16 protein-coding genes are annotated in these 20939 nt (G+C 59.0%); 3 read left to right on the forward strand and 13 right to left on the reverse strand.

What is annotated here, in order from left to right:
* Positions 1 to 86: 86 nt before the first annotated feature.
* From GOB81_RS01060 to GOB81_RS01080, 5 genes are read right to left on the reverse strand one after another with little or no spacing between them, the layout of a single operon-like run.
* On the reverse strand, positions 87 to 1049 hold the full coding sequence (locus tag GOB81_RS01060; protein ID WP_173568519.1) for a PDR/VanB family oxidoreductase: 963 nt from the start codon (positions 1047 to 1049) through the stop codon (positions 87 to 89).
* On the reverse strand, positions 1046 to 1780 hold the full coding sequence (locus GOB81_RS01065; RefSeq protein ID WP_173568520.1) for an SDR family NAD(P)-dependent oxidoreductase: 735 nt from the start codon (positions 1778 to 1780) through the stop codon (positions 1046 to 1048). Before GOB81_RS01065 ends, GOB81_RS01060 begins: the two co-directional genes overlap by 4 nt.
* Entirely contained in the window at positions 1777 to 2250 is a 474-nt protein-coding gene (locus GOB81_RS01070) for an aromatic-ring-hydroxylating dioxygenase subunit beta (protein ID WP_173568521.1), read from the reverse strand. Before GOB81_RS01070 ends, GOB81_RS01065 begins: the two co-directional genes overlap by 4 nt.
* Entirely contained in the window at positions 2247 to 3527 is a 1281-nt protein-coding gene (locus tag GOB81_RS01075; protein WP_173568522.1) for an aromatic ring-hydroxylating oxygenase subunit alpha, read from the reverse strand. The genes GOB81_RS01070 and GOB81_RS01075 overlap by 4 nt, the downstream gene beginning before the upstream one ends.
* 50 nt (positions 3528 to 3577) lie before the next feature.
* A complete protein-coding gene (locus GOB81_RS01080) occupies positions 3578 to 4732 on the reverse strand; it encodes an acyl-CoA dehydrogenase family protein (RefSeq protein ID WP_173568523.1) in 1155 nt (384 codons plus the stop codon).
* A gap of 568 nt (positions 4733 to 5300) precedes the next feature.
* Between GOB81_RS01080 and GOB81_RS01085 the strand changes: the two genes are divergently transcribed.
* Both GOB81_RS01085 and GOB81_RS01090 read left to right on the forward strand, forming a co-directional pair.
* On the forward strand, positions 5301 to 6869 hold the full coding sequence (locus GOB81_RS01085) for an aldehyde dehydrogenase family protein (protein ID WP_242009964.1): 1569 nt from the start codon (positions 5301 to 5303) through the stop codon (positions 6867 to 6869).
* 20 nt (positions 6870 to 6889) lie between these two features.
* Positions 6890 to 9031 carry a PQQ-dependent dehydrogenase, methanol/ethanol family gene (locus GOB81_RS01090; RefSeq protein WP_173568706.1) on the forward strand — a complete coding sequence of 714 codons (2142 nt, stop codon included), beginning with the start codon at positions 6890 to 6892 and terminating at the stop codon, positions 9029 to 9031.
* A gap of 726 nt (positions 9032 to 9757) precedes the next feature.
* Here the strand turns inward: GOB81_RS01090 and GOB81_RS01095 are convergent.
* The 8 genes from GOB81_RS01095 to GOB81_RS01130 all read right to left on the reverse strand — a co-directional run bounded on the left by GOB81_RS01095 (position 9758) and on the right by GOB81_RS01130 (position 19227).
* Positions 9758 to 10675, reverse strand: coding sequence for a LysR substrate-binding domain-containing protein (locus GOB81_RS01095; RefSeq protein ID WP_173568707.1), 918 nt, complete (start codon positions 10673 to 10675; stop codon positions 9758 to 9760).
* 104 nt (positions 10676 to 10779) lie between these two features.
* Complete coding sequence (argE, locus tag GOB81_RS01100) at positions 10780 to 11934, reverse strand: acetylornithine deacetylase (RefSeq protein ID WP_173568524.1); 1155 nt, start codon at positions 11932 to 11934, stop codon at positions 10780 to 10782.
* Positions 11931 to 13547, reverse strand: coding sequence for a GMC family oxidoreductase (locus tag GOB81_RS01105; RefSeq protein ID WP_173568525.1), 1617 nt, complete (start codon positions 13545 to 13547; stop codon positions 11931 to 11933). The genes argE and GOB81_RS01105 overlap by 4 nt, the downstream gene beginning before the upstream one ends.
* Complete coding sequence (locus tag GOB81_RS01110; protein WP_173568526.1) at positions 13547 to 14941, reverse strand: purine-cytosine permease family protein; 1395 nt, start codon at positions 14939 to 14941, stop codon at positions 13547 to 13549. The genes GOB81_RS01105 and GOB81_RS01110 overlap by 1 nt, the downstream gene beginning before the upstream one ends.
* 132 nt (positions 14942 to 15073) lie before the next feature.
* Complete coding sequence (locus GOB81_RS01115; RefSeq protein ID WP_173568527.1) at positions 15074 to 15481, reverse strand: RidA family protein; 408 nt, start codon at positions 15479 to 15481, stop codon at positions 15074 to 15076.
* Positions 15482 to 15695: 214 nt separating this feature from the next.
* Positions 15696 to 17177, reverse strand: coding sequence for an aldehyde dehydrogenase (locus GOB81_RS01120; protein WP_173568528.1), 1482 nt, complete (start codon positions 17175 to 17177; stop codon positions 15696 to 15698).
* On the reverse strand, positions 17174 to 18436 hold the full coding sequence (locus GOB81_RS01125) for a flavin-containing monooxygenase (protein WP_173568529.1): 1263 nt from the start codon (positions 18434 to 18436) through the stop codon (positions 17174 to 17176). Before GOB81_RS01125 ends, GOB81_RS01120 begins: the two co-directional genes overlap by 4 nt.
* 113 nt (positions 18437 to 18549) lie before the next feature.
* Positions 18550 to 19227 (reverse strand): DUF1028 domain-containing protein, encoded by a 678-nt coding sequence (locus GOB81_RS01130; protein WP_198912095.1) that lies wholly within the window; start codon positions 19225 to 19227, stop codon positions 18550 to 18552.
* Positions 19228 to 19884: 657 nt separating this feature from the next.
* Between GOB81_RS01130 and GOB81_RS01135 the strand changes: the two genes are divergently transcribed.
* Positions 19885 to 20619, forward strand: a complete 735-nt coding sequence (locus GOB81_RS01135; RefSeq protein ID WP_173568531.1) for a tetratricopeptide repeat protein — start codon at positions 19885 to 19887, stop codon at positions 20617 to 20619.
* The last annotated feature ends 320 nt before the right edge of the window (positions 20620 to 20939 follow it).

The following is a 20939-nucleotide window of genomic DNA, read 5'->3' on the forward strand; positions in this document are numbered from 1 at the left end:
CTCCAAGCCATGCAGGCGCTTGCCCGCGTCATCTTTACGCCGCCATCGGCACGATGACGGCTGCATTGCACGGTGGGTTGGCGATGTCAGATATCGACAACCAGAAGGGGAGTTTTGGAGCGCGAGCAGCAGAGTGCGATCTGATCGGTCCGTTCATCTTCCGTGAGGTATTCGTCGCGGTGTTCGGCTTCACCTTCCAGCACACTGACGACGCAGGTGCCGCAGATGCCCTGCTCGCAGCTCAGAGTAACCTTCACGCCCGCCTTGCCAAGGGCGGTGGCGATGGACTCATCCGCGCCCACCTCCACGCGCACGCCGGATTTGGCGGCCAGCACGGTGAACCCCTCTCCGCCTGTGACAGGCTGGGCTGAAAAGGCTTCACGGTGAAGGAGGCTGTCCGGATAGCCGAGCTTGTGTCCGGCTTCGAACACGGCATCCATCAGCCCGATCGGCCCGCAGGTATAGACATGCGCCACTGCATTGGCCGCTGTCGGCTTCAGAGCCGCCTCCAGATCGAAGCGGGCGGTATCCTTGCTGCTGCGGTCGTGAACGATCACTGAATCTGCGAACGGCATTTCGGCCAGAAGGGTGGCGAAGACCGGATTGCGCGCCACGTAATGAAGCGTGAAGGCGCGCTTGCGGTCGTACAGTTCGTAAGCCATCGCGATGAGCGGTGTGACACCAATTCCGCCGCCGACCAGAATGGTGTGCTCACCTTCCGGGGCCAGCGGGAAGAGGTTGCGCGGCAGGCCGATGGTCATCGCCTGACCGGGGCTTACCTGATCATGCACCGCCTGCGAACCGCCGCGCGAAGCAGCCTCACGCAGCACGGCAAGACGGTAACAGGACCGGTCGGCTGGATCGCCGCACAGGGAGTACTGTCTTACCAGACCGTCACCCAGGAACAGATCGACATGCGCCCCGGCTTCCCATGCGGGAAGAGGAGAACCGTCTTCGGAGATCAGCGAAAAGGAGAGGACATCACCGAGATGTTCGGCGGTGCCTACCTTGACGGACAGAGTCTGTCCCGAGGGTGTGCTGGCATTCATCGCATATAGAGCCCACAGTTGATGTCGATGATGGAACCCGTGATGGAGCCGGCGTCCGGACGGGCAAGCTCCGCTACCATCCGGGCAACGGTCACGGGGCTACCCGGCTGTCCGGTCGGCAGGCTGGCCATGGCACGACGGGCGTTTTCCTCGCCGATGGTTTCCGCCACGGAAGGAAGGTCGAGCGGACCCGGTGCAATGGCGTTCACTGTGATGCCGTGCGGCGCCAGATCGCGGGCAAATACCTTGGTCAGCGTGTGCACGCCTCCCTTGGAAGCCGCATAATGCGCGCCCGTTGCCGTGCCACCGTTTTCACCGGCCAGAGAGCCGATGTTGACGATGCGTCCGCCGATGTCCCGCGCCCGCAGACGCCGTGCGAAACGCTGGCATCCGAGGAAGGTGCCTCGCAGGTTCACAGCCATGATGGCATCGAAGGTTGCGATGTCGATGTCCAGCACCTTCTCCGCCTTCATGACGGCGGCGTTATTCACCAGAAGCCAGGGGAGGCCGAGGCGTGCCTCGACCGCATCCAGCGCCGTCTCCATGGCCTGTTCCGATGAAACATCCAGAGCCACACCCATGGAGTCCGGACCCAGCTCGGCCGCGATGGCACATGCCGCCGTCTCATCGAGGTCGGCGATGGCGACGCGATAGCCTTCGGAGGCCAGATGCCGCGCGATGCTGGCACCCAGCCCTCTGGCTCCGCCTGTGACGAGGGCGACGGGCTTCAAAGGATGTAACTCACGGCCGTAAGCGCTTCAGTGGAGGTCAGAAGACGGACGATCTTGCGATCGATCTTCAGCACCCCATCGGTGCGGACCAGCCGGAAGGTGACATTGGCCGAGTAGTAACGCTCACGTCCCTGACGCAGCTCCGTCAGCATCTGCGCACATCGCAGCGTGCAGCTCTCAGCATTGCTTTCCAGCATACGATAGCGGGCCTGCAGGCGAACCGTTTTGGCTGGTGGGGCTGCCGAAATGGCACGACCACTCAGCAGACGCTCGACCCGTTTTTCACGCATTTCTGCATTGTCATAGGCATAGTTCAGAGTCTTTTCGAACTCTTCCGTGTCCGGATCGATCGGAACCACATAGATGCCGTTGGGCGTGTAGAGCGACAACCACTCCTTGAAGTCGCCATGATCCAGCATGTCGGCCTCAAGTGTGATCATCTCGATGGCTTCGTTGAGGGTAATGCTCATTCCCCGTTCTCCGCTCTGACGGTTTTGCCTGTCATATCGACCAGCCACTGCCTGTAAGCTGCGCGCATACCCGTTTCCGCGCTTACGTCACTGAACAGGTTTCCATCCTCACGCTGCGCTTCATGGCCAAGACCACGATTGAGCAGGATCGAGATGTCGCGCCCGGCCAGCGAGCCGCGCTGCACACGATCCCATGCCTCGGAATCATCCGGTGTCCCGAAGCCCATTGGTCCCTGAAAATGCTCATGCAGACGCAGGCGCATTTCGTTTGCGAGCTCTGGACCACCATCCATGCCGATCGCGACATGACGGATTTCCGTTTCCATGACCGCTAGCGGGCGCAGCACCCGGAAGAAGGCCATTGAACAGGCCAGATTGGGGAAGAGGTTCAGGTTGAAGCCTGATCCACCCACGGCACGCACGATGCGACGCACCTGCTCGTCCGGATAATCCTTCGCCAGTTCGTCAGCGAGTTCCTGAAAACGCTCGGGAATAGGTGCTTCAAGGTTCTCGTCCAGATCGACCAGATCGGGGATCATCACCATGACGGAGTGACCATGCCCGAGATCCTCGACGTAGCCATTGCCTTCCACGAAATCGAAGGTGTTCTGCGTCTCGCTGTCCACGGAATCCAAAAAGGATTTGTGCACGATCGGGAAGTGATAAGCATCCGTCGTGTTTTCGAGCTGAATTTTCCAGTTACCTGGGAACGTGAACTTGTGTTCGCCCATGGTTTTGATCGGCCAGCCTGCGCCCTGCTTCATGAACAGGTCGATCCATGGCTTTGTGCGACCGAGCCACGCATCCAGCGACATGATGTCATGATCGAAGCTTGCAAAGATCAGGCCATTATATTCTTCGACGCGCAGCGAGATGAGCGGATAATTGCTCTTGTCGAGCTGACCCGTATAGCCTTCCTGAAAAGGAACGCCACGCAGAGCGCCGTCGAGACCATAGGCCCAGCCGTGATAAGGGCAGACGAAGCTGGCCGCCTTACCTTTCTTGTGCTCACACACCGTCGCGCCACGATGACGGCACCGGTTGAGCATGACGTGGACTTCACCCTTGCGGTCACGTGAAACGATGACCGGGTGTTGCCCTATGAACGTCGTGATGTAGTTGCCGGATTCGGGAAGATCGCTGCGGTGAGCGACCCAGATCCAGTTGTGCATGAAAATGCGATCCATTTCCATGTCGAACAGATCGGGGTTGCTATAAATCGAACCATCCGCGCTATCCTCGTTTACGAGAGTGGTCGGGTCCGGAAGAATGTCCATCTGTCTGATCCTTGCTCTTCGTGATCTGGTGTCGTGACAGCGTCAGCTGATCAGGGATAACCGGGGCGGCCACCGCGGCCGAACATGACTTTGCCGGCTGCTTCGTAATTTCCGCGCGCCATGAAGGCGTGCTGCGCCACCACCGCACAATCCTGGAAACAGCGCCCAAGAATGTGGTCGGTCTGGACAGCCGCTATGCCACCAAGCGTGAAACACATCCGCGCGACGTCGAAAGCGGTCTGCGCTCCGTTTGTTGCGGCAAGGCGCACACGATTGGCTTCCGCTTCGGAAATCACCTGACCTGCACAGAGATTGCCCCACACGTCCCGCGTCGTTTCATAGAAGAAAGAACGTGCGGCAGAAAGCTGTGCCTCAGCCTCACCGGCGACCTGCTGCACATGCGCCCGATCGGCCATGGTCGGTGCGCCAGTGATGGAACGACGGCCTGCCGCCATCTGCTTGACTTCCTCAAGGGCGCGCCGCGCACATCCAAGGCCCACGACAGTCAGCACCTGAGCGGCAAGCCCGAGCGATGGATAAGAATAGATCGGCATGTCGAGGTTGGGCGTGCCGCCACGAATGAAGGTCCATTCCGCTGGCACGAATACGTCCTCCACAACCACATCGTGACTGCCGGTGGCGGCCAGACCGATGGTGTTCCACGTCTCATCGATGCGCACGGCGGAAGCGGGCATCACGGCTGTCCGGGGCAATCCGCCCTCCTCGCCTTCAACGGCAATGCCGACACCGATAAGGGATGCGCCGGGGCAACCACTGGCATAGGGCCACCGGCCGTTGACGATAAAACCGCCATCGACGACTTTTGCCTTCTGGGGCGGAAAGATCGCACCCGCAAAAACCACATCCGGGTCTTTGGCATAAAGAGTTTCGAGCGTGCTAATGGGAAGCGCTGCGAGATAGGTGGCCGAAACGCCGAAACTTGCGACCCAGCCAGCCGAGGCATCAGCCTGCGCGATGGCTTCGACCAGTTCCAGAAATTCCATCGGCGTTGCTTCGAGGCCCCCGAAACGCTGCGCCACAAGAGCGCGATACACGCCGATCTTCTGGAATTTCTCGATGATGGTCTGGGGCACCCGTCTGAGGGCCCGATATTCGAGGGCGTCTTTCCGGATCGTGGCCAGCGTCTCTTCAAGAACGCCGCCAGCCAGAAACGCCTCTGCGACCCGCGGGGTGTCATTCAGCATGTGTTCGTGCCTGATCTGTTGCGGGAGCAGAGCGTCTGCTCCTCGGTTTCATCAGGGACGCCTCTGTGATCGGGGGGCATCCACCCCTTTTCGTCTATCGGCGATTCATATCCTTTTCAAGTAATTTTTCTATCTTTCTTCCTTCGAAACGATATCCGTGAATTCCGCTTATTTCTGAAGGAAAATACGGGGTGAGACGTCAGAATGACCGATCATCCCCTGACGGCCGGACAGGCTGGACGATTGTGGGCGGGAATGGGAGCAGGCCCGTCCTTACCAGTGCCCGTTATCCCATCGATAGCCGACTCTGGAATCGACCCGGCCCCAGTCCCCTCCGAGTCTACCGCCCCCCTGATTCGAGGCCGAAGAAAGCCATTTTTCCGTATTTCCGCGAAAGATTATGGAGAAACATCGGCACCGAAAAGGCAGCCGCGAAACAGGCCGCCCTCCCTACCGCTCACGGGCGCGGCATCACCATCAAGGCTCCTATGATTCGATTTCGTAATATTTAAACGATATTTCGCTTGAATAGGACACAATCAGACGATAGCGTCATTTCGTATCCGATATGATGATCGTCTCCGGATGGAATGTGGCAGGGCTGGTCTCCGGCATACATCCCGATACGAAGAAAGGTAATGCCGTGACAGAGACGTCCGTACTGCCGCAAGTGCAGGAATTTGTCAGTCGCCAGCACCAGCTCTACATTGATGGTCAATGGGTGGAGCCCGCCGGGCAGAGTCGCCTCAACGTCTTCAACCCGGCCACAGGCGAGTGCATCGGTTCCGTGCCGGATGCGTCGCCAGAAGATGTCGATCGCGCGGTAACGTCCGCGCATCGTGCTTTCAAGTCCGGTGCATGGAGCGCACTCTCTCCCTGCGCACGTGAGCGCGTCCTTCTTCGGCTGGCTGATCTTGTCGAGCGGGATGCTGAGATCCTTGCCCAGCTGGAAACCCTTGAACAGGGAAAATCTCTCGTCCTGTCACGGATTCTCGAATCCGGAGGCGCCCAGAACTGGATCCGTTATGTCGCGGGTCTGTCCACGAAGATCACTGGACAGAGTCTCGATGTGTCGATCCCGTTGCCTCCGGGAGCGCGCTACACAAGCTTTACACGCAAGACGCCCGTGGGTGTGGTCGCCGGAATCGTGCCCTGGAATTTTCCGCTCGTGATTGCCGTCTGGAAAGTGCTTCCGGCTCTGGCCGCAGGGTGCTGTGTGGTCGCCAAGCCAGCCGAAACCACGCCACTGACTCTGCTTTACCTCGCCCGCCTTGCAACCGAAGCTGGTGTGCCGGACGGTGTGTTCAACGTCATCACGGGTTCGGGTGGCGTTGCGGGAGATGCACTCGTCCGCCATCCCGATATCGCGAAAGTCAGCTTCACCGGATCGACCCCGGTTGGAAAGCGCATCGCAGAAATCTGTGCGTCCCGACTGGCACGAGTGTCCCTGGAACTCGGCGGCAAAAATCCGGCTATTGTCCTGGCCGATGCGGATGTCGAGCAGGTGGTCTCGGGTCTCGCCCTCGCAGGCTTCCTCAATCAGGGGCAGGTCTGCGCGGCCTGTTCACGCGTTTATGTCGAAGCGCCCCTGTTCGACAAAGTGGCGGCTGGCCTTCAGGCTGCACTGTCCTCAATGCGGATCGGTCCGGGCTTTGACGAAACGGCGCAGATAAATCCGCTGGCCTCCGCTGCTCATCAGCGCAAGGTGAAAGGCTACCTGCAGACCGCCATCGACAACGGAGCCGAAATCCTCTGGGGACAGGAAATTCCTGAAGGTAACGGCTACTATGTCAGACCGGCTGTCGTACTGAACCCCGATGACTCCCTGCCGCTGGTCCGGGAGGAAATCTTTGGGCCGGTCATGACCCTGACACGCGTCGAAAATGTGGAAGAGGCGTTGAGCCGAGCCAATGACTGCCGTTTCGGTCTGGCCGCCAGCGTCTGGACCTCCAGTCTTTCACACGCGATGGACCTGCCGCCCCACCTCGAAGCAGGTACCGTATGGGTAAACTCACACGTCATGATCGATCCAAATCTTCCCTTTGGAGGCATGAAGGAATCTGGGATTGGCAAGGATTTCGGCACTGAATGGCTCGACGCATTCACCGAAACCAAGGCGATCTGCATCCGGCACTGATGGGAATGGGAAACAAGATGATGCGGTTTGACCAGATCACACTGACCCGACGGTTTCTTCTTGCGGCGAGTGCGGCCCTGTCCCTTCTGGCAGGGAGTGCTGCGAAGGCCGACAGCGTGCCGGACAGTGACTGGCCTCAGCATGGCCGAACAGCCGCGGAACTGCGCTACAGCCCTCTGACGCAGATCAACACGTCCAATGTCAAACGACTTGGCCTTGCCTGGTATCAGGATTTCGACACATTCCGTGGTCAGGAAGGGACTCCGCTTGTCATTGATGGCGTGATGTATCTCACAACCAACTGGAGCAAGGTGGAAGCGGTCAGGGCGGCCACAGGCGAAGTCCTGTGGCGTTATGATCCGCGTGTGCCGGGTGATGTGGCGGTGCGTGGGTGCTGTGATACCGTCAATCGTGGAGCGGCCTACTGGAAAGGCAAAGTCTTTGTCGGCACATTCGACGGTCGACTGATTGCGCTGGATGCAAAGACCGGAAAGCTCGCCTGGAGCGTCAATACCATTCCGCAGGATGCAAACCTGGGAAATATCCGATCCTACACGATCGATGGAGCACCGCGCATAGCGAAGGGTACGGTCATCATCGGCAATGGCGGGGCTGAATTCGGTGTGCGTGGTTTCGTTTCGGGCTTTGATGCAGAAACAGGTTCTCTCAAATGGCGCTTTTATACGGTGCCTGCACCGGGCAACCGTCCCGATGGTGCGGTATCCGATGAACCGCTGAGCAAACTTGCCTATCATACATGGAGCCCGACCGGTGCATGGACCCATTCCGGCGGTGGCGGAACGGTATGGGATTCGATCGTCTATGATCCTGAAACCGATCTTGTATTCCTTGGCGTCGGAAATGGATCTCCCTGGAACTATCAGGTGCGCTCGAACGGAGTGGGTAACAACCTGTTTCTTGGCAGCATCGTAGCTATTCGACCTGAAACAGGCGAATATGTCTGGCATTTTCAGGAAACGCCGAACGATCAGTGGGATTTTACTGCCTCCCAGCCGATGATGCTTCTCGACCTCGTCATCAATGGCAAAAAGCGCCACCTCCTCGCTCAGGCACCCAAGAATGGTTTCTTCTATCTTCTTGATGCCCGCACGGGAGAATTTGTTTCCGCCATTCCCTACACCAATCTGAACTGGGCAAGTGGAGTCGATCCAAAGACAGGTCGTCCGAAGATCGTGCCTGAAGCAATGTGGTCTCTCACTGGTCAGACATGGATGGGTATTCCGGGTTCTCTGGGTGGCCACAACTGGGCACCCATGGCCTATAGCCCGAAGACCGGATATGTCTATATTCCCGCTCAGGAATTACCAGAACCGTTCAAAGCCGAAAAGAATTTCAAGCTGCGCTCCATGGGAGTCAATCTCGGCATCGATATGGCCGGACTTCCCGATGATCCGCACGTGGTGGAGGCGGTAGGCAGCAGCCTGAAGGGCTGGCTGGAAGCCTGGGACCCTGCGACCGGAAAGGTTGCTTTTACCGTTCCGCATGAGACGCCTTGGAATGGTGGCGTTCTCGCTACCGCAGGCGATCTCGTATTTCAGGGCCTCGCGACAGGGGCGTTCGAAGCATATGACGCGCGGACCGGTTCAAAACTCTACCATTTCGATGCTCACAGCGGCATCGTGGCGCCCCCCGTCTCATATGAGGTGAATGGTCATCAATATGTGGCCGTGGAAGTCGGATGGGGGGGCGCTTTCCCCCTTATGGGCGGCGCACTGGCACGGCATCGGAATACGACGATCAATCATTCCCGCCTGCTTGTCTTCGCTCTTGATGGCCATGTCGATCTGCCCGTCGAGACACATAATACACAGATGCCATTCCGAGCCACGCAGCCATTCGATGCAGAGCGGGCCACTAAGGGTTATGATCTGTATCAGCACTATTGCCTTGCCTGTCATGGCGACAATGCTGTGGCTGGAGGTGTTCTGCCGGATCTCCGCTATTCGGGTGCGCTGGAAGACCCTACAGGTTTCTACAACATTGTCGGACGTGGTGCTCTGAGCAACTATGGAATGGTAAGTTTTTCTTCCAGTCTCAAGGAAACCGAAATCGAGGATATCCGGAACTTTCTTATCAAACGCTCGCAGGGTCCTCACGCTGAGAGCGCACCAGATGCCGGCCAGAAGAAAGCTTCTCAATAGGGCGTCAGTTCAGTCGTTCTGTTCTGCTTTCTGGCTTATGTTATCTGACACTATGCGATATCTGGTCTCGGATATGCGGAGAGACAGAAGGATACGACAGACGGTTTGATCGGCGGTCAGGAAAGTTGATAAAGGACTTCCCTGCCGCTCGTGAGGACCATGTCGGCAGATAACTGACTATTTGTAAAAACCGTTCTCCATTAGAGCCGAGTTTCCATCCCGCAGCTTGACCTTCTCGTCCAGCTGCGGCGACAGGAAGAACGTTCATAAACGGCTGCGCCGTGGCGTGAACGTGATATCGTCCTGCTTATCCCCTAAGAGGCTGTTTCAAAAGCTCTCTGGTGAGCGCGACCGCCCCAGAGGATGTGCGTGACTGGCGTGGGTTTTTGAGCACTGAAGCGAAGCGGCCATGCGGGTCGTGAGCATCGGAGCGTGGAAAAGGCGCGCCGAATTGCCCGCAGAGGGCTTTTGAAACAGCCTCTAAGAGAAAAACTACCGAATCAACTGAAAAAAACTTATCACTTTATAAAAAGACAAACGAAATCGGATGGCTTTCCTGAAGGCTGAGGTAGTTCAGAGGCCTCACAACGCGCTACGGCAAACAGCCATTGGAAACCCATTTTACTGAACGACAGAAAACCTATGAAGATCATCCGCAAACAGCAACTTGCCTCCTTAAATTCCTGATAGACCAATGAGAAAGTCTGCTTTCTTTCCCACGCATTATCAGATCGTGCCCGGCAAAATCTGATTGGAAAGATTGTGGATACACATGTCCAGAAATGCCGAAACCCGCAACGGAAGACGCTGGCCGGTTATGGTGAAAAGCCCATAGATCAGCGGCGCACATTCATCTTCAAGTCCCAGGTAAGCCAGTGGTTTACCATCAAGGGCGTGCTGGTTTCGCGGCCTGGCATTCCCCAGTCCAAATCCTTCCCCTCGGGCGGCCAGACTACGGATCACGTCCATACTTGGATAATGCCCGGTGATGCGTGGTGTAATGCCCGCAGACGAAAAGAGTTGGAGGAAGTAATCACGCGAGAATGGCAGGTCAAGAAGAAGAAAAGGTTCGTCGGCAAGATCCTGCAACCTGATCTGACCCGTGGCAGCCAGAGGATGGTCGATCGAAGTGAAGACGTAGGGAGGGAGAGCCGACAGTGGCTGAAAACTGATCGCCGGGGGCATCGTCATGTTGTAGCCGATCATGACCGAAACCTCGCCATCGCACAGTTTCTCCGTCAACTCTTCGTGATGGCCGGCGATGACACGCAGACGGGCCTCAGGATAGGCTGCGGAAAAGCTCTGGATGAGATCGGGCGCCAGCAGGGGAAAGAGTGTGGTCATGCAGCCGACAGCAACCTCACCCTGCACACGACCCAGCATGCCATTGAGCGAACCGCCAAGTTCCTGCGCGTGGAAGAGGAGTGTGCGGGCTTCCTCCAGCACCATCCGGCCCTCCGGGGTGAGGGACAGCCCCTGCGCGTGATGGCGGATAAACAGAGAGACGCCGAATATGCTTTCCAGATGCGCGATCGCGGCCGAGATGGCCGGTTGTGAGATCGGGATCTGACGGGACGCCTGTACGATGGAACCCGTCTCGGCCGTGGCGACGAAATACTCGATCTGTCGCAGGGAGAACTTCACTTTGGGCAACTCCTCGTGGATGGCGGAGCCTGTCCGCTTTCCTGAGGATAGTGCCGTATCAGGCTTCAAGGTGAAATGGCTCCCTTTCAAACCCCGATTTGCGCTCAGACCAGCGTGTCCACAATCCGCTCCACAAACTGCACGCCAGCCTCCAACTCTTCCGGCAGGATGAACTCGTCCGCCTTGTGGGCGCGGTCGATGGAGCCGGGTCCACAGACCACAACCGGCATGTCCAGATATTCACTGAACAGCCCCCCCTCTGTCCCGAATCCTATGCGTAAGGGCGTATTGTCACCCGTGAGCTGCATGATCGCGTGCAGGAAGGGAGCATCGTCAGGCGTATGCAGCCCAGGATAGGTATTGAGTGTCTCGATCTCAATGCGGGCATGGGGGCGTTCTGCGCCGAGATGGTCGGCTTCCTGCCGCAGCCGGTCGAGCCAGGGCCCCGCAACTACGCCCGGTAACAGACGCATCTCGAACTGGACCTCGCACAGATCGGGCACGATGTTGAGCGCCACCCCACCCCGGATCAGCCCGATCTGCATGGTGCTGAAAGGCACCTCGTAGCTCTCGTCCTGCGCGCCGGTATTCTTCAGTTCTTCCTGAAGGCTTTCAATGACTTTCACCATGTCGGCTGCGAGCAGGATCGCATTGCAGCCACGGGAAGGATTGGCCGAATGAGCGGCAAGGCCATGGCAGGTGATTTGCGCAGCAAGTTTACCCTTGTGCCCCGAGACCACCCGCAGGCCTGTCGGCTCTCCAATCACACAGCCTTTTGCCCGAAAGCCATTGGCGGCCAGATCGCGCAACAGCGTGTGCACGCCGACACATCCAATCTCCTCGTCATGGGAGATCGCCAGATGCAGAGGGGCCCGAAGGTTCGTCTGGCCAGCAGCATACCGCGCCGCCATCAACATGCAGGCGAGAAATCCCTTCATGTCACTGCTGCCGCGACCGTACAGCTTCCCGTCGCGCGGAGTCAGAACAAAGGGATCGGTCGTCCAGGGCTGTCCTTCCACCGGCACCACGTCGCTGTGGGCGGACAGCACAATGCCGTCCGGGCTGTCCGGGCCAATACTAGCAAAAAGATTGAAACGTCCGGCCTGCTCTCCCGGAACCCGACGGCATCGTGCACCGAGAGACAGCAGGAACATTTCGACCCAGTCGATAAGTTCGGCGTTCTCTGTGCGGCAGACCGTCGGGAACGCGACCAGCCGCGCGAGAATATCCCGGGCGGACAGGTCGTGCGCTTCGGTCACGCGACCTCCGAGAGGATCATGTCGGAGGCCTTGTCCCCGATCATCATCGTCGGTGCGTTGGTATTGCCGCTGATGAGGGTGGGCATGATGGACGTATCGGCCACACGCAGCCCTTTCAGGCCACGCACTTTCAGTTCCGGCGTGACCACGCTGGCATCATCAGATCCCATGCGGCAGGTGCCTGAAGGATGGAACACAGTGCTGGCGGAGGCGCGGAGATAGTCCATCAGTTGAGCATCCGTCTGGAGATCCGCCGTGGGGGCCATTTCCTTGCCCCTTATGGCGTCGAACGCGGGGGCCCGCAGGATACGGCGCGCGAGTTTCACGCCCTCCAGAAGCACGAGCGCATCGCGGTCGTCCGAGAGGAAGTTGAAGTCGATCTCCGGGTTGCGGCTACCGTCGCGCATCAGGCGGATGCTGCCCCGACTGTGGGGACGCAGCACGCAGGTGTGCAGTGCGAAACCATGCCCCCATTCGAACAGACGCCCGCGATGGCTGCGGTAGCCCGGCACAAAGTGAAACTGAACGTCCGGCACGCCTTCGGCATACCGGGTGGAGGCGAAGCCACCGGCTTCCACGTAATTGGTGGTCAGCCAACCTTTGCCCCGAAGCAGGAATTGCAGGGGAGAAGGCAGGATGGAGCCGAGTGCGGAGCGCGAGAACCCAAGCGTCGTGGCCGAGTCCGAACGGACAGTCACCAGCCCGTCGATGTGATCCTGAAGATTGCGGCCGACTTCCGGCACGTCAGCCACTACCGGCACACCTGCTTCCAGCAGTTCGCCGCCATTGCCAATGCCCGACGCCATGAGGAGATGGGGCGAACCGATGGCCCCTGCTGCAAGAATCGTCTCCCTGTGGGCGCGGAGGACATGGAACTGCCCGTTCCGCTCCACCGTGACGCCCTGCACCTGACTGCCATCGCTCACGAGCGAAACCACGCGGCAGCCTGTCAGGACATGCAGGTTCGGGCGCGAACGCACAGGCGCGACAAAGGCGCGGTAGGCGCTCAGGCGTTTGCCATCCTTCTGCGTCACGTCATAGACGCCCACGCCGTCCAGCCTGGCCCCGTTGAAGTCGCTGTTCTCCTTCAGCCCCACTTCCTCGGCAGCCTTGATGAACAGGCGCGACACCCCGAGAGGATCGCGCGGCTGATTCACCATCAGCTCGCCGCCCGTGCCGTGAAAATGCGGGTCCTGATGCAGGCGATTGTCTTCCTCGCGCATGAAGTATTTCAGCACGGAGTCATAGCCCCAGCCAGCGCATCCCATCGCTTCCCAGCCATCATAATCCGAGCGCGCGCCACGAATGTAGATCATGCTGTTCATGGACGAAGAGCCGCCCAGCATCCGGCCACGCGGCACGTGCAGGCACCGGTTATCGAGATGCGTCTGGGGCGTGGAGTAATACTGGTAGGTGTATTTCCTGCTCTTGTAGAGCGAGATGGTGCCAGCGGGCACATGGATGCGCGGGGTGTTGTCGGGGCCACCGGCTTCCAGCAGTGCCACACGCAGATTACTGCGTGCGCTCAGGCGGTTGGCGAGCACGCAGCCCGCCGCTCCCGCGCCCACGACAATGAAATCGAACTCGGTGGGAAAATCGTCCTGTTCGCTCATCAGCCGGCACTCTTCATGACAGGGGTTGTGTGACGTTCGTTACGCATCATCCAGACATAGAAGACGGTCACGAAGACCAGCCCCACGATCCACGAAATGTCGGCACCCCCCAGCATGGTGGCCACCGGGCCGGTGTAGAGGCCGTTCGAGACGAAGGGAATCTGGACGAGAATGCCGAAGACATAGGCGATCAGCGCGGGCCAGCAGTAGCGGCCATAGATGCCGCCATCGGCACGGAAAAAAGATGCGACGTCATATTCGCCGTGTCGGATCAGATAGAAATCCGCGAGGTTGATCGCGGTCCACGGCACCATCACATAAAGCAGCAGGAGGATGAAGTTCGTGTATTCCTCCATGAAGTTCGCTTCCGCGCCCAGCGCTATGATGAGCGAGAGGCTGGCCAGTACGATGGCCGTCCCCGCACGTCCCACGTGGGTCGCCTTCCATGACGGCACGATGGTCTGCACGACGGTGATGGCCGACAATGCGCCGCAATAAAGGTTCATCGCGTTGGTGGAGGCGATGCCCAGCGACAGAACGGGCACGATGAAGAACGCCAGCGGTCCGACCTGCGTTGTCAGTGTCGCCACCACATCGCCGCCTCCGGCGATCACACCGAGGAGGGCACCGAGAATCATGGGAAACAAAGAGCCGAGAACGCAGCCCCAGTAACTCGCCATGAAGGCCGGACGGCTGCCGGTGCCGGGCGGGAGATAGCGCGAGTAGTCCGACACATAAGGCGCGTAGGCGATCTGCCAGAGCGCCGCAGTGGACAGGCCGCCAAGAAATCCCGACATGGTGAACGTGCCGTGGGAAAGAGTCGCGGAAGACACGCCGTTGACCAGCAGGATCCATACAAAGCACAGGGCGAGAGCAAGGCCGGAGACGACGGTCATCAGTCGCGTATAGGCATGGATCAGGTCATGGCCGTAGATGGTGGCGATCAGGCTGACGAGACCGAGCAGCACGACGCACGCCTTCTCGGGCAGGAAGGTCGCCACCGTGTGCAGCGACTGACCGCCCAGCACGAGATTGGAAGCGAAGAACCCCACATACATCACCACCACGAGGCAGATGACCGCCATGGCCCCCATGGAGCCGAACTGGCCACGCGTCTGCACCATCTGCGGCACGCCGAGCTGTGGCCCCTGAGCTGCGTGCAGCGCCATGAACAGGCCGCCGATCATGTTGCCCAGCACGGCCGAGAGCATGGCAGGCCAGAACGGCAGGCCGAACACGGTCGTGGCAAGTGCGCCGGTGATGATGGTCAGCATCATGATGTTGGAGCCGAACCACACGGTGAACAGATCGCGCGGGCGTCCGTGCCGCTGGTCGAGCGGGATCTGATAGATGGTGTGGGCCTCTGGCCCGCGTGCCGTGGCGGCATCGGTCATTGGGCGGTTCCTTCCTGTGGCGTCAGCCAGCGGGAGCGTATCTGTTGACAGGTAGTTCGTGTTGAAATCGTAACATTACAGGTCGCGAAAACCCCGCCTGTACCATCGACGGGCGGGGTCTGTGCGTTAGCGTTATTCGCGTTCAGCGATGACATCGACCTCGACCAGCCATTCCGGACGGGCGAGAGCCACGATCACAAGCCCGGTGAAGACCGGGAACACACCCTTCATGCGGCGCCCCAGCACCCGGTAGATGACCTCACGGTGGCGGATGTCGGTGAGATAGACCGTGACCTTGCAGATATCGGTGAGTTTCCCCCCTGCCTCGGTCAGCAGCATCTCGATGTTGTCCATGACCTTCTCGGCCTGCGCCGCCGGATCGCCCACGCCCACGTTTTCACGCGTGTCGAGATCCTGTGGCACCTGACCGCGCAGATAGATCGTGTTGCGGGTGATGACGGCTTGGCAGAGATCGTTGTCGAGCTCCTGCTCCGGATAGGTGTCCTTCGTGTTGAAGGGGCGAAGGCGGATGTGGGCCATGATCTGTGTCTCCCTGTGTAGGCTGTGATGCGGCCCGGTGACGTTTCACGCACCGGAGCGAGTGGTCCTGCGCGAACGGGGACGGGTCTGCCAGCTTTGGAAATGTTCGAACATTTCCAGCATTCTTCCCGAATGATCCTGTTGCGATTATGAAACGAGCAGAGCTTTCAGAAAAAGAAATTATTTCTGACGTTCTGCCTCTGAAAAGCTGATGTCAGTAGTGAACCCAGATGGTTTTCAGTGCTGTGTATTTGTCGAAGCTGTGCAGCGAGAGATCCCGCCCGAAGCCGGACTGCTTCATGCCGCCGAAGGGCGTCATGGGCGAGAGCGCATCCACCGTGTTGACCGAGACGGTGCCCACATGCAGTCGATCAGACAGATCGAGCGCCCGGCCGATGTCGCGCGTCCAGACGGATGCGGCCAGTCCGTAAGGCGTGTCATGCGCCAGCCTGATGGCCTCCTCCTCGTCACGGAAGGTCTGGATCGCCAGCACCGGACCGAAAATCTCTTCCTGCACGATACGCGCATCCGAGGGCACGTCCGCGAAGACGGTGGGCTGAATGAAGGCGTCCGAAGCTCCGATCGTCACGCGGTTGCCACCAGCGACAAGGCGACTGTTCTCACGCCCCGAAGCGAGAAACTCCGCGACCCGCGTAGTGTGGCGCGCATCGACCATCGCGCCCATCCGGGTGGCCGGATCAAGGGGATTGCCGGGGATGATGGCCTCGGCACGCATCCGCATTCGCTCGATCATCTCCTCGGCGACAGCTTCATGCACCAGCATCCGCGAATTGGCGGAGCAGACCTCGCCCTGATTGAAGAAAATGCCGAATGCGGCCTTGTCAGCCGCAGTATCCAGATCGGCATCGGGGAAGATCAGGTTCGGGCTTTTGCCCCCGGTTTCGAGCCAGACCTGCTTCATGTTGCTCTCGCCAGCATAGCGCATGAACAGCTTGCCCACGTCGGTCGAACCGGTGAAGACGAGGCAGTCCACATCCTCATGGCGCCCGAGCGCCTGTCCGGCTTCTTCCCCAAATCCCGGCACCACGTTCAGGACGCCATCGGGAAGTCCGGCTTCCGCAGCGAGTTCGGCCAGACGGAGCGCTGAGAGTGGCGATTGTTCGGCAGGTTTCAGCACCACCGAGTTTCCGGCGGCGAGTGCGGGTGCAAGCTTCCAGATCGCCATGTCGAGCGGGAAGTTCCACGGCACCACGGCGCCGACGACACCCAGTGGAATGCGACGGATCATCGCCACATCGCGGCCGCCTGTGGGAGCGACCTCGTCATAGAGTTTGTCGATAGCTTCCGCGTGCCACTGAAGGAAGTGGGCCGAGCCGGGGACGTCCACGTTTACCGTCTCGAAAATCGGCTTGCCCATATCGAGCGTGTCGAGCAGCGCGAATTCCTCAAGATTCTCCCGAATGAGCGCAGCAAGGCGGAGCAGTGTTTCCTTACGGTCCGTCGGGGTGAGGCGCGACCAGCGCCCATCTTCGAACGCCGCGCGAGCCGCCTTCACGGCACGGTCGATGTCCGCCGCGTCCCCACGCGCCACTGCGGTCAGAGTGTCCGCAGTGGCCGGATTAATGCTTTCAAAGCACCGCCCCGATGCCGACGGACTAAAACGCCCGTCAATCCAGCATTGATTGCGAAAAGTCAGGCTGGCAGCACGCTGCGTGTAATGGGAGAGGCTTTTCATTGCTTCCCCGCGTGCGATGGGCGGTAGGCCATGTAGCTGCGCTGCTTGGCGATATGGTCCGCGACGTATTTCGCGTCATGCCAAACGCCCCAGATGAACGACGAGCCACGACGTGTCTGCCAGGGCAGGCCAAGGAAATACACGCCCGGCTCGGAGGACACGCCACGCTGATGATGTGGATGCCCATTTTCATCCAGCGCCTCGACCTTCAGCCAGCCATAATCCACACCGAACCCGGTAGCCCAGATGATGGTACTGATACCGGCTTTTTTCAGGTCCAGTTCGAGCGTGGGATGCTTCACGCAGTCCGGATCCGGGAGGAAGGCACGTGCAGCAGGTTCTTCGGGAAGGTCAAGACCATTTCTGGTGACATACGAATCTGCTTCACCAAGAAGAGAGAGGTAGTTCGCATCTCCCTTCGCGATGTTTTCGGCCAGATCGGGAGCGAAACTCAACACGCCGTCGCGGAACGTCTCGGTGCGTCCGAGCAGCGTCATGCCTTCTGCGGCAAGACTGCGGAAATCGACGGTGTGCCCACCGTTTGCGCCACTGACAGCAATCGTTGTGTGTTCCACACCCGGTGTTGCCTCTGCATCCCATTTGTTGAGAACACCAAGCCACCACACGAAATCACGGCCGCGATAGCTGCGGGGCGGACGGTCATGCGGTCCAACGGAAATATAGACTTTCCGGCCATTGCGCATCAGTTCCTCGGCAATCTGCGCGCCGGACGACCCTGCGCCGACGACAAGGACCGCGCCTTCGGGAAGCTGAGCAGGGTTTCGGTAAGCAGCAGAGTGAATCTGCGTAAAACCCGCACTGTCCGGCACGACGGGGGGAATGACCGGAATCTGGAAGGGACCGGTGGCGGCGACGACACATTCGGTCTCGATCACCCCCTCGGAGGTTTCGACGCGAAAGCCGGTCTGCCCCTCTTTGCGGCGCACATCCCTGACTTCCACACCACAGCGGACCGGTGCATCGATCTTCTGCGCGTAGGCCGCGAGATAATCCGCAACTCTTTCCTTGGGCACGAAATCATCCGGGCCATCTCCGGAAAAAGCCAGTCCGGGGAAGCGATCATGCCATGCAGGACCATTTGCGACCAGAGAATCCCAGCGACAGCTGCGCCACCGTTCAGCCACCCGGCTACGCTCCAGCACCAGATGCGGAATACCATAGGCATGCAGGTGCTCGCTCATGGCGATACCGGCCTGCCCGGCCCCCACCACGAGGACTTCGGTTTTCTCGACGGGCATGGCCGTCTCCTTTTTTCATGGCCACAATCAAATGTGGCGAAATGATCTGATATCGAGACAAAAAATATGGACGCCGCCGCTTCGGCCGAAGCACCGGTCAGGCGGGTAAGGCGCTATTCGTCGCCAGGGACACCATAAGACGGTGCATCTGTCGGATTGAGGCAGCGGGTGACGTAGTCGTGCATCTGCGGCTCCCAAACGGACCAGAGCCCATGCAGGCGCGTAACGGGATCAGCTTCCTCGTCCACCCGGAGATCCGCCAGCGGCCAAGCTTCCCGATCGACCACCAGCAGGCCAGCGGACCGTATGGGGCCGGCTTCTCCACCCGCCTGAACGCCTGCCTGCATGGCCTTCACGACCCGCAGGCCAAGTTCCATGTCCGGGTCGGACTGCTCGAAGCTGCGCACGATTGCTTCCGGCACATCCGCAGAGGCGAGAAGATTTCCGGCGGAGGCTGCATTGATGCCCTGAAAATCCGCGTTGGTCCCGAGGGATTTTTCACCGGACCACAGGGCTGTCCGGCCTTCCCTGTCGATCAGGCTCATCTGGCGATAGGACGGAAAGGTGCAGTTGCGGACAATGATGTCACGCGCTTCCGCCGCCGATGCACCGGCTTCCATGAGGTCGAGGGCCCATGGGCCAAGACGCGGGTCGGTGACGTTCTGTGTGGTGACGGCGCCCACGCCTGCCCGTGCAAAGGCGCAACGAGCTGCAACGGCAGGAGAGGAGGAGGAGACAGCGACGGCGAACTGGCCACTGCGAGAACAACGCGCAACGATGGAAAAGGTCATGGCTTCGATGTCTCTCTGCAGGAAAAACGTCTTCAGTCCGGGAAGGAGTTCCGACTGTGAGAATACGGTAACATTGTTGTTCTGATACCGTAACATGGACTTTCTGGGGCTCTGCTTCTGTTTTCCTGACGCTTTAACGCAGCAAAGATCAGAGAAACCGGCGCCTGTTTTACAGACCCGAAAGAGGGACGTGTCCCAGTTTATCCGGACCTTTAATTGGCTGTTTCAGAAGCTTTCTGCCAGCGAGCTGACGCACGCTTCCTGCGCTCCGGTGCTCACGGCCCCGTTCGGCTTCAGTGTTCAAAAACCCACGACAGCCTGATGGACGACTACCGATGACACTCAGATCGCAGCAGAACGACGCCAGCATGCGTTCCGCCCTGTCTGCGTGCGAAGCCCGACCAGAGATAAGGTTGATTGAAGGGATGCGCCTCAGGGTTGCGGGGTCATGCAGACCCAGTTGCCCGTTGCCCCATAGTTTTTGAATTTTCCATTTGTATCAACGAAAAATAACATCCCATGGAATCCAATAACTTATAAATGAAATATAAACATTTTGCTTTCACTGTGCGACGCAGCGTGAGGGCCAATACGCAAAAAAACATTGCTGATTTTTATCCAAAAAATGACATTCAAAAAGGATTTTCTGTGTTCAATATGAAAAGCGTATTTGCCTTCATGGCGCTTTTTGCCCTGGCTGGCTGCGCGCAGCACCAGAATGAGATGCTGGATCGGAATCTTTCGATCGTTGATATTGAAATGCAGAATGGCGAAGTGGATACCGCCATCCAGAAGCTCAAGGAACTCAACAGGGACTATCCGAACAATCAGGATGTCATCCTGCGGCTCGCGGAAGTGCACCGGATGACCGGAAAGAATCTGGCAGCCGTGGAATTTTACAAGAAAGCCCTGAAAATCGATCCGAATTTTCGCGCTGCATGGATGGGCCTGTCAAAGATATATCTCCAGCAGAAACCGGAAACGTCACTCTCCATTCTGGAAAATCTGGTAAAGCTTTATCCTGCCGATCCCGAAGTCGTGGATGATTATGGCGTGGCCCTGGACCTGAATGGCCGTTATGCCGATGCCCAGAATGCATACAGGAGAGCGATCAGTCTGGATCCGAGCATGGTGGGGCCGGAAATCAATCTTGGCCTGTCGCTCGGTCTGACGGGTCATGTCGCTCAGGGACTGGCGCTGATCAGACCGTATGCCATCGCCTCGGATGCCTCTCAGCGAACACGGGAAAACTATGCACTTCTGCTCATCGCCTGCGGAAAAAATGACGAGGCCCGGGCGGTCCTGCAAACCTACATGAGCGAAAACAAGACCGAGGGAACGGTGGAGAGGCTCTCCGAGTTCTGGCAGAAACATGCGGTGGTGAAGAACTGAACATCTGCGTCAGGCTCAGCCGCCCTGTTGCCTCTTCCGGATGACGCGCCTTCTTTTTAGAACTCACATTTTGGGCAGACGGCTTACTGTTCCTCGCGTGAGCGTCCCCAATGAATGAGGTATGCTCTTGAGGAGGGTCGTCACGTTTTCGTGAGGCCACCTCTCTACTGGCGGTGGTCTCTCATAGGTGTCGATTTCGCTGTCCTCGCCCGCCCCACACCGCCGTTTCGCCCTTGCGTGTGTGTCTGGCTTACGTCAAACCAAGCCTTTAGCTCTAATGGTCGGTCATGGGGATTTCCGAGGCTGGCCTATCTTGCGCT

Source organism: Acetobacter conturbans, assembly GCF_011516755.1.
GTDB lineage: Bacteria > Pseudomonadota > Alphaproteobacteria > Acetobacterales > Acetobacteraceae > Acetobacter > Acetobacter conturbans.

Coding starts and splice junctions, on each gene's coding strand:
- GOB81_RS01060 (WP_173568519.1), bottom strand. CDS start 1,049: ATGAATGCCAGCACACCCTCGGGACAGACTCTGTCCGTCAAGGTAGGC.
- GOB81_RS01070 (WP_173568521.1), bottom strand. CDS start 2,250: ATGAGCATTACCCTCAACGAAGCCATCGAGATGATCACACTTGAGGCC.
- GOB81_RS01075 (WP_173568522.1), bottom strand. CDS start 3,527: ATGGACATTCTTCCGGACCCGACCACTCTCGTAAACGAGGATAGCGCG.
- GOB81_RS01080 (WP_173568523.1), bottom strand. CDS start 4,732: ATGCTGAATGACACCCCGCGGGTCGCAGAGGCGTTTCTGGCTGGCGGC.
- GOB81_RS01085 (WP_242009964.1), top strand. CDS start 5,301: ATGATGATCGTCTCCGGATGGAATGTGGCAGGGCTGGTCTCCGGCATA.
- GOB81_RS01090 (WP_173568706.1), top strand. CDS start 6,890: ATGCGGTTTGACCAGATCACACTGACCCGACGGTTTCTTCTTGCGGCG.
- GOB81_RS01105 (WP_173568525.1), bottom strand. CDS start 13,547: ATGAGCGAACAGGACGATTTTCCCACCGAGTTCGATTTCATTGTCGTG.
- GOB81_RS01110 (WP_173568526.1), bottom strand. CDS start 14,941: ATGACCGATGCCGCCACGGCACGCGGGCCAGAGGCCCACACCATCTAT.
- GOB81_RS01115 (WP_173568527.1), bottom strand. CDS start 15,481: ATGGCCCACATCCGCCTTCGCCCCTTCAACACGAAGGACACCTATCCG.
- GOB81_RS01120 (WP_173568528.1), bottom strand. CDS start 17,177: ATGAAAAGCCTCTCCCATTACACGCAGCGTGCTGCCAGCCTGACTTTT.
- GOB81_RS01125 (WP_173568529.1), bottom strand. CDS start 18,436: ATGCCCGTCGAGAAAACCGAAGTCCTCGTGGTGGGGGCCGGGCAGGCC.
- GOB81_RS01130 (WP_198912095.1), bottom strand. CDS start 19,227: ATGACCTTTTCCATCGTTGCGCGTTGTTCTCGCAGTGGCCAGTTCGCC.
- GOB81_RS01135 (WP_173568531.1), top strand. CDS start 19,885: ATGAAAAGCGTATTTGCCTTCATGGCGCTTTTTGCCCTGGCTGGCTGC.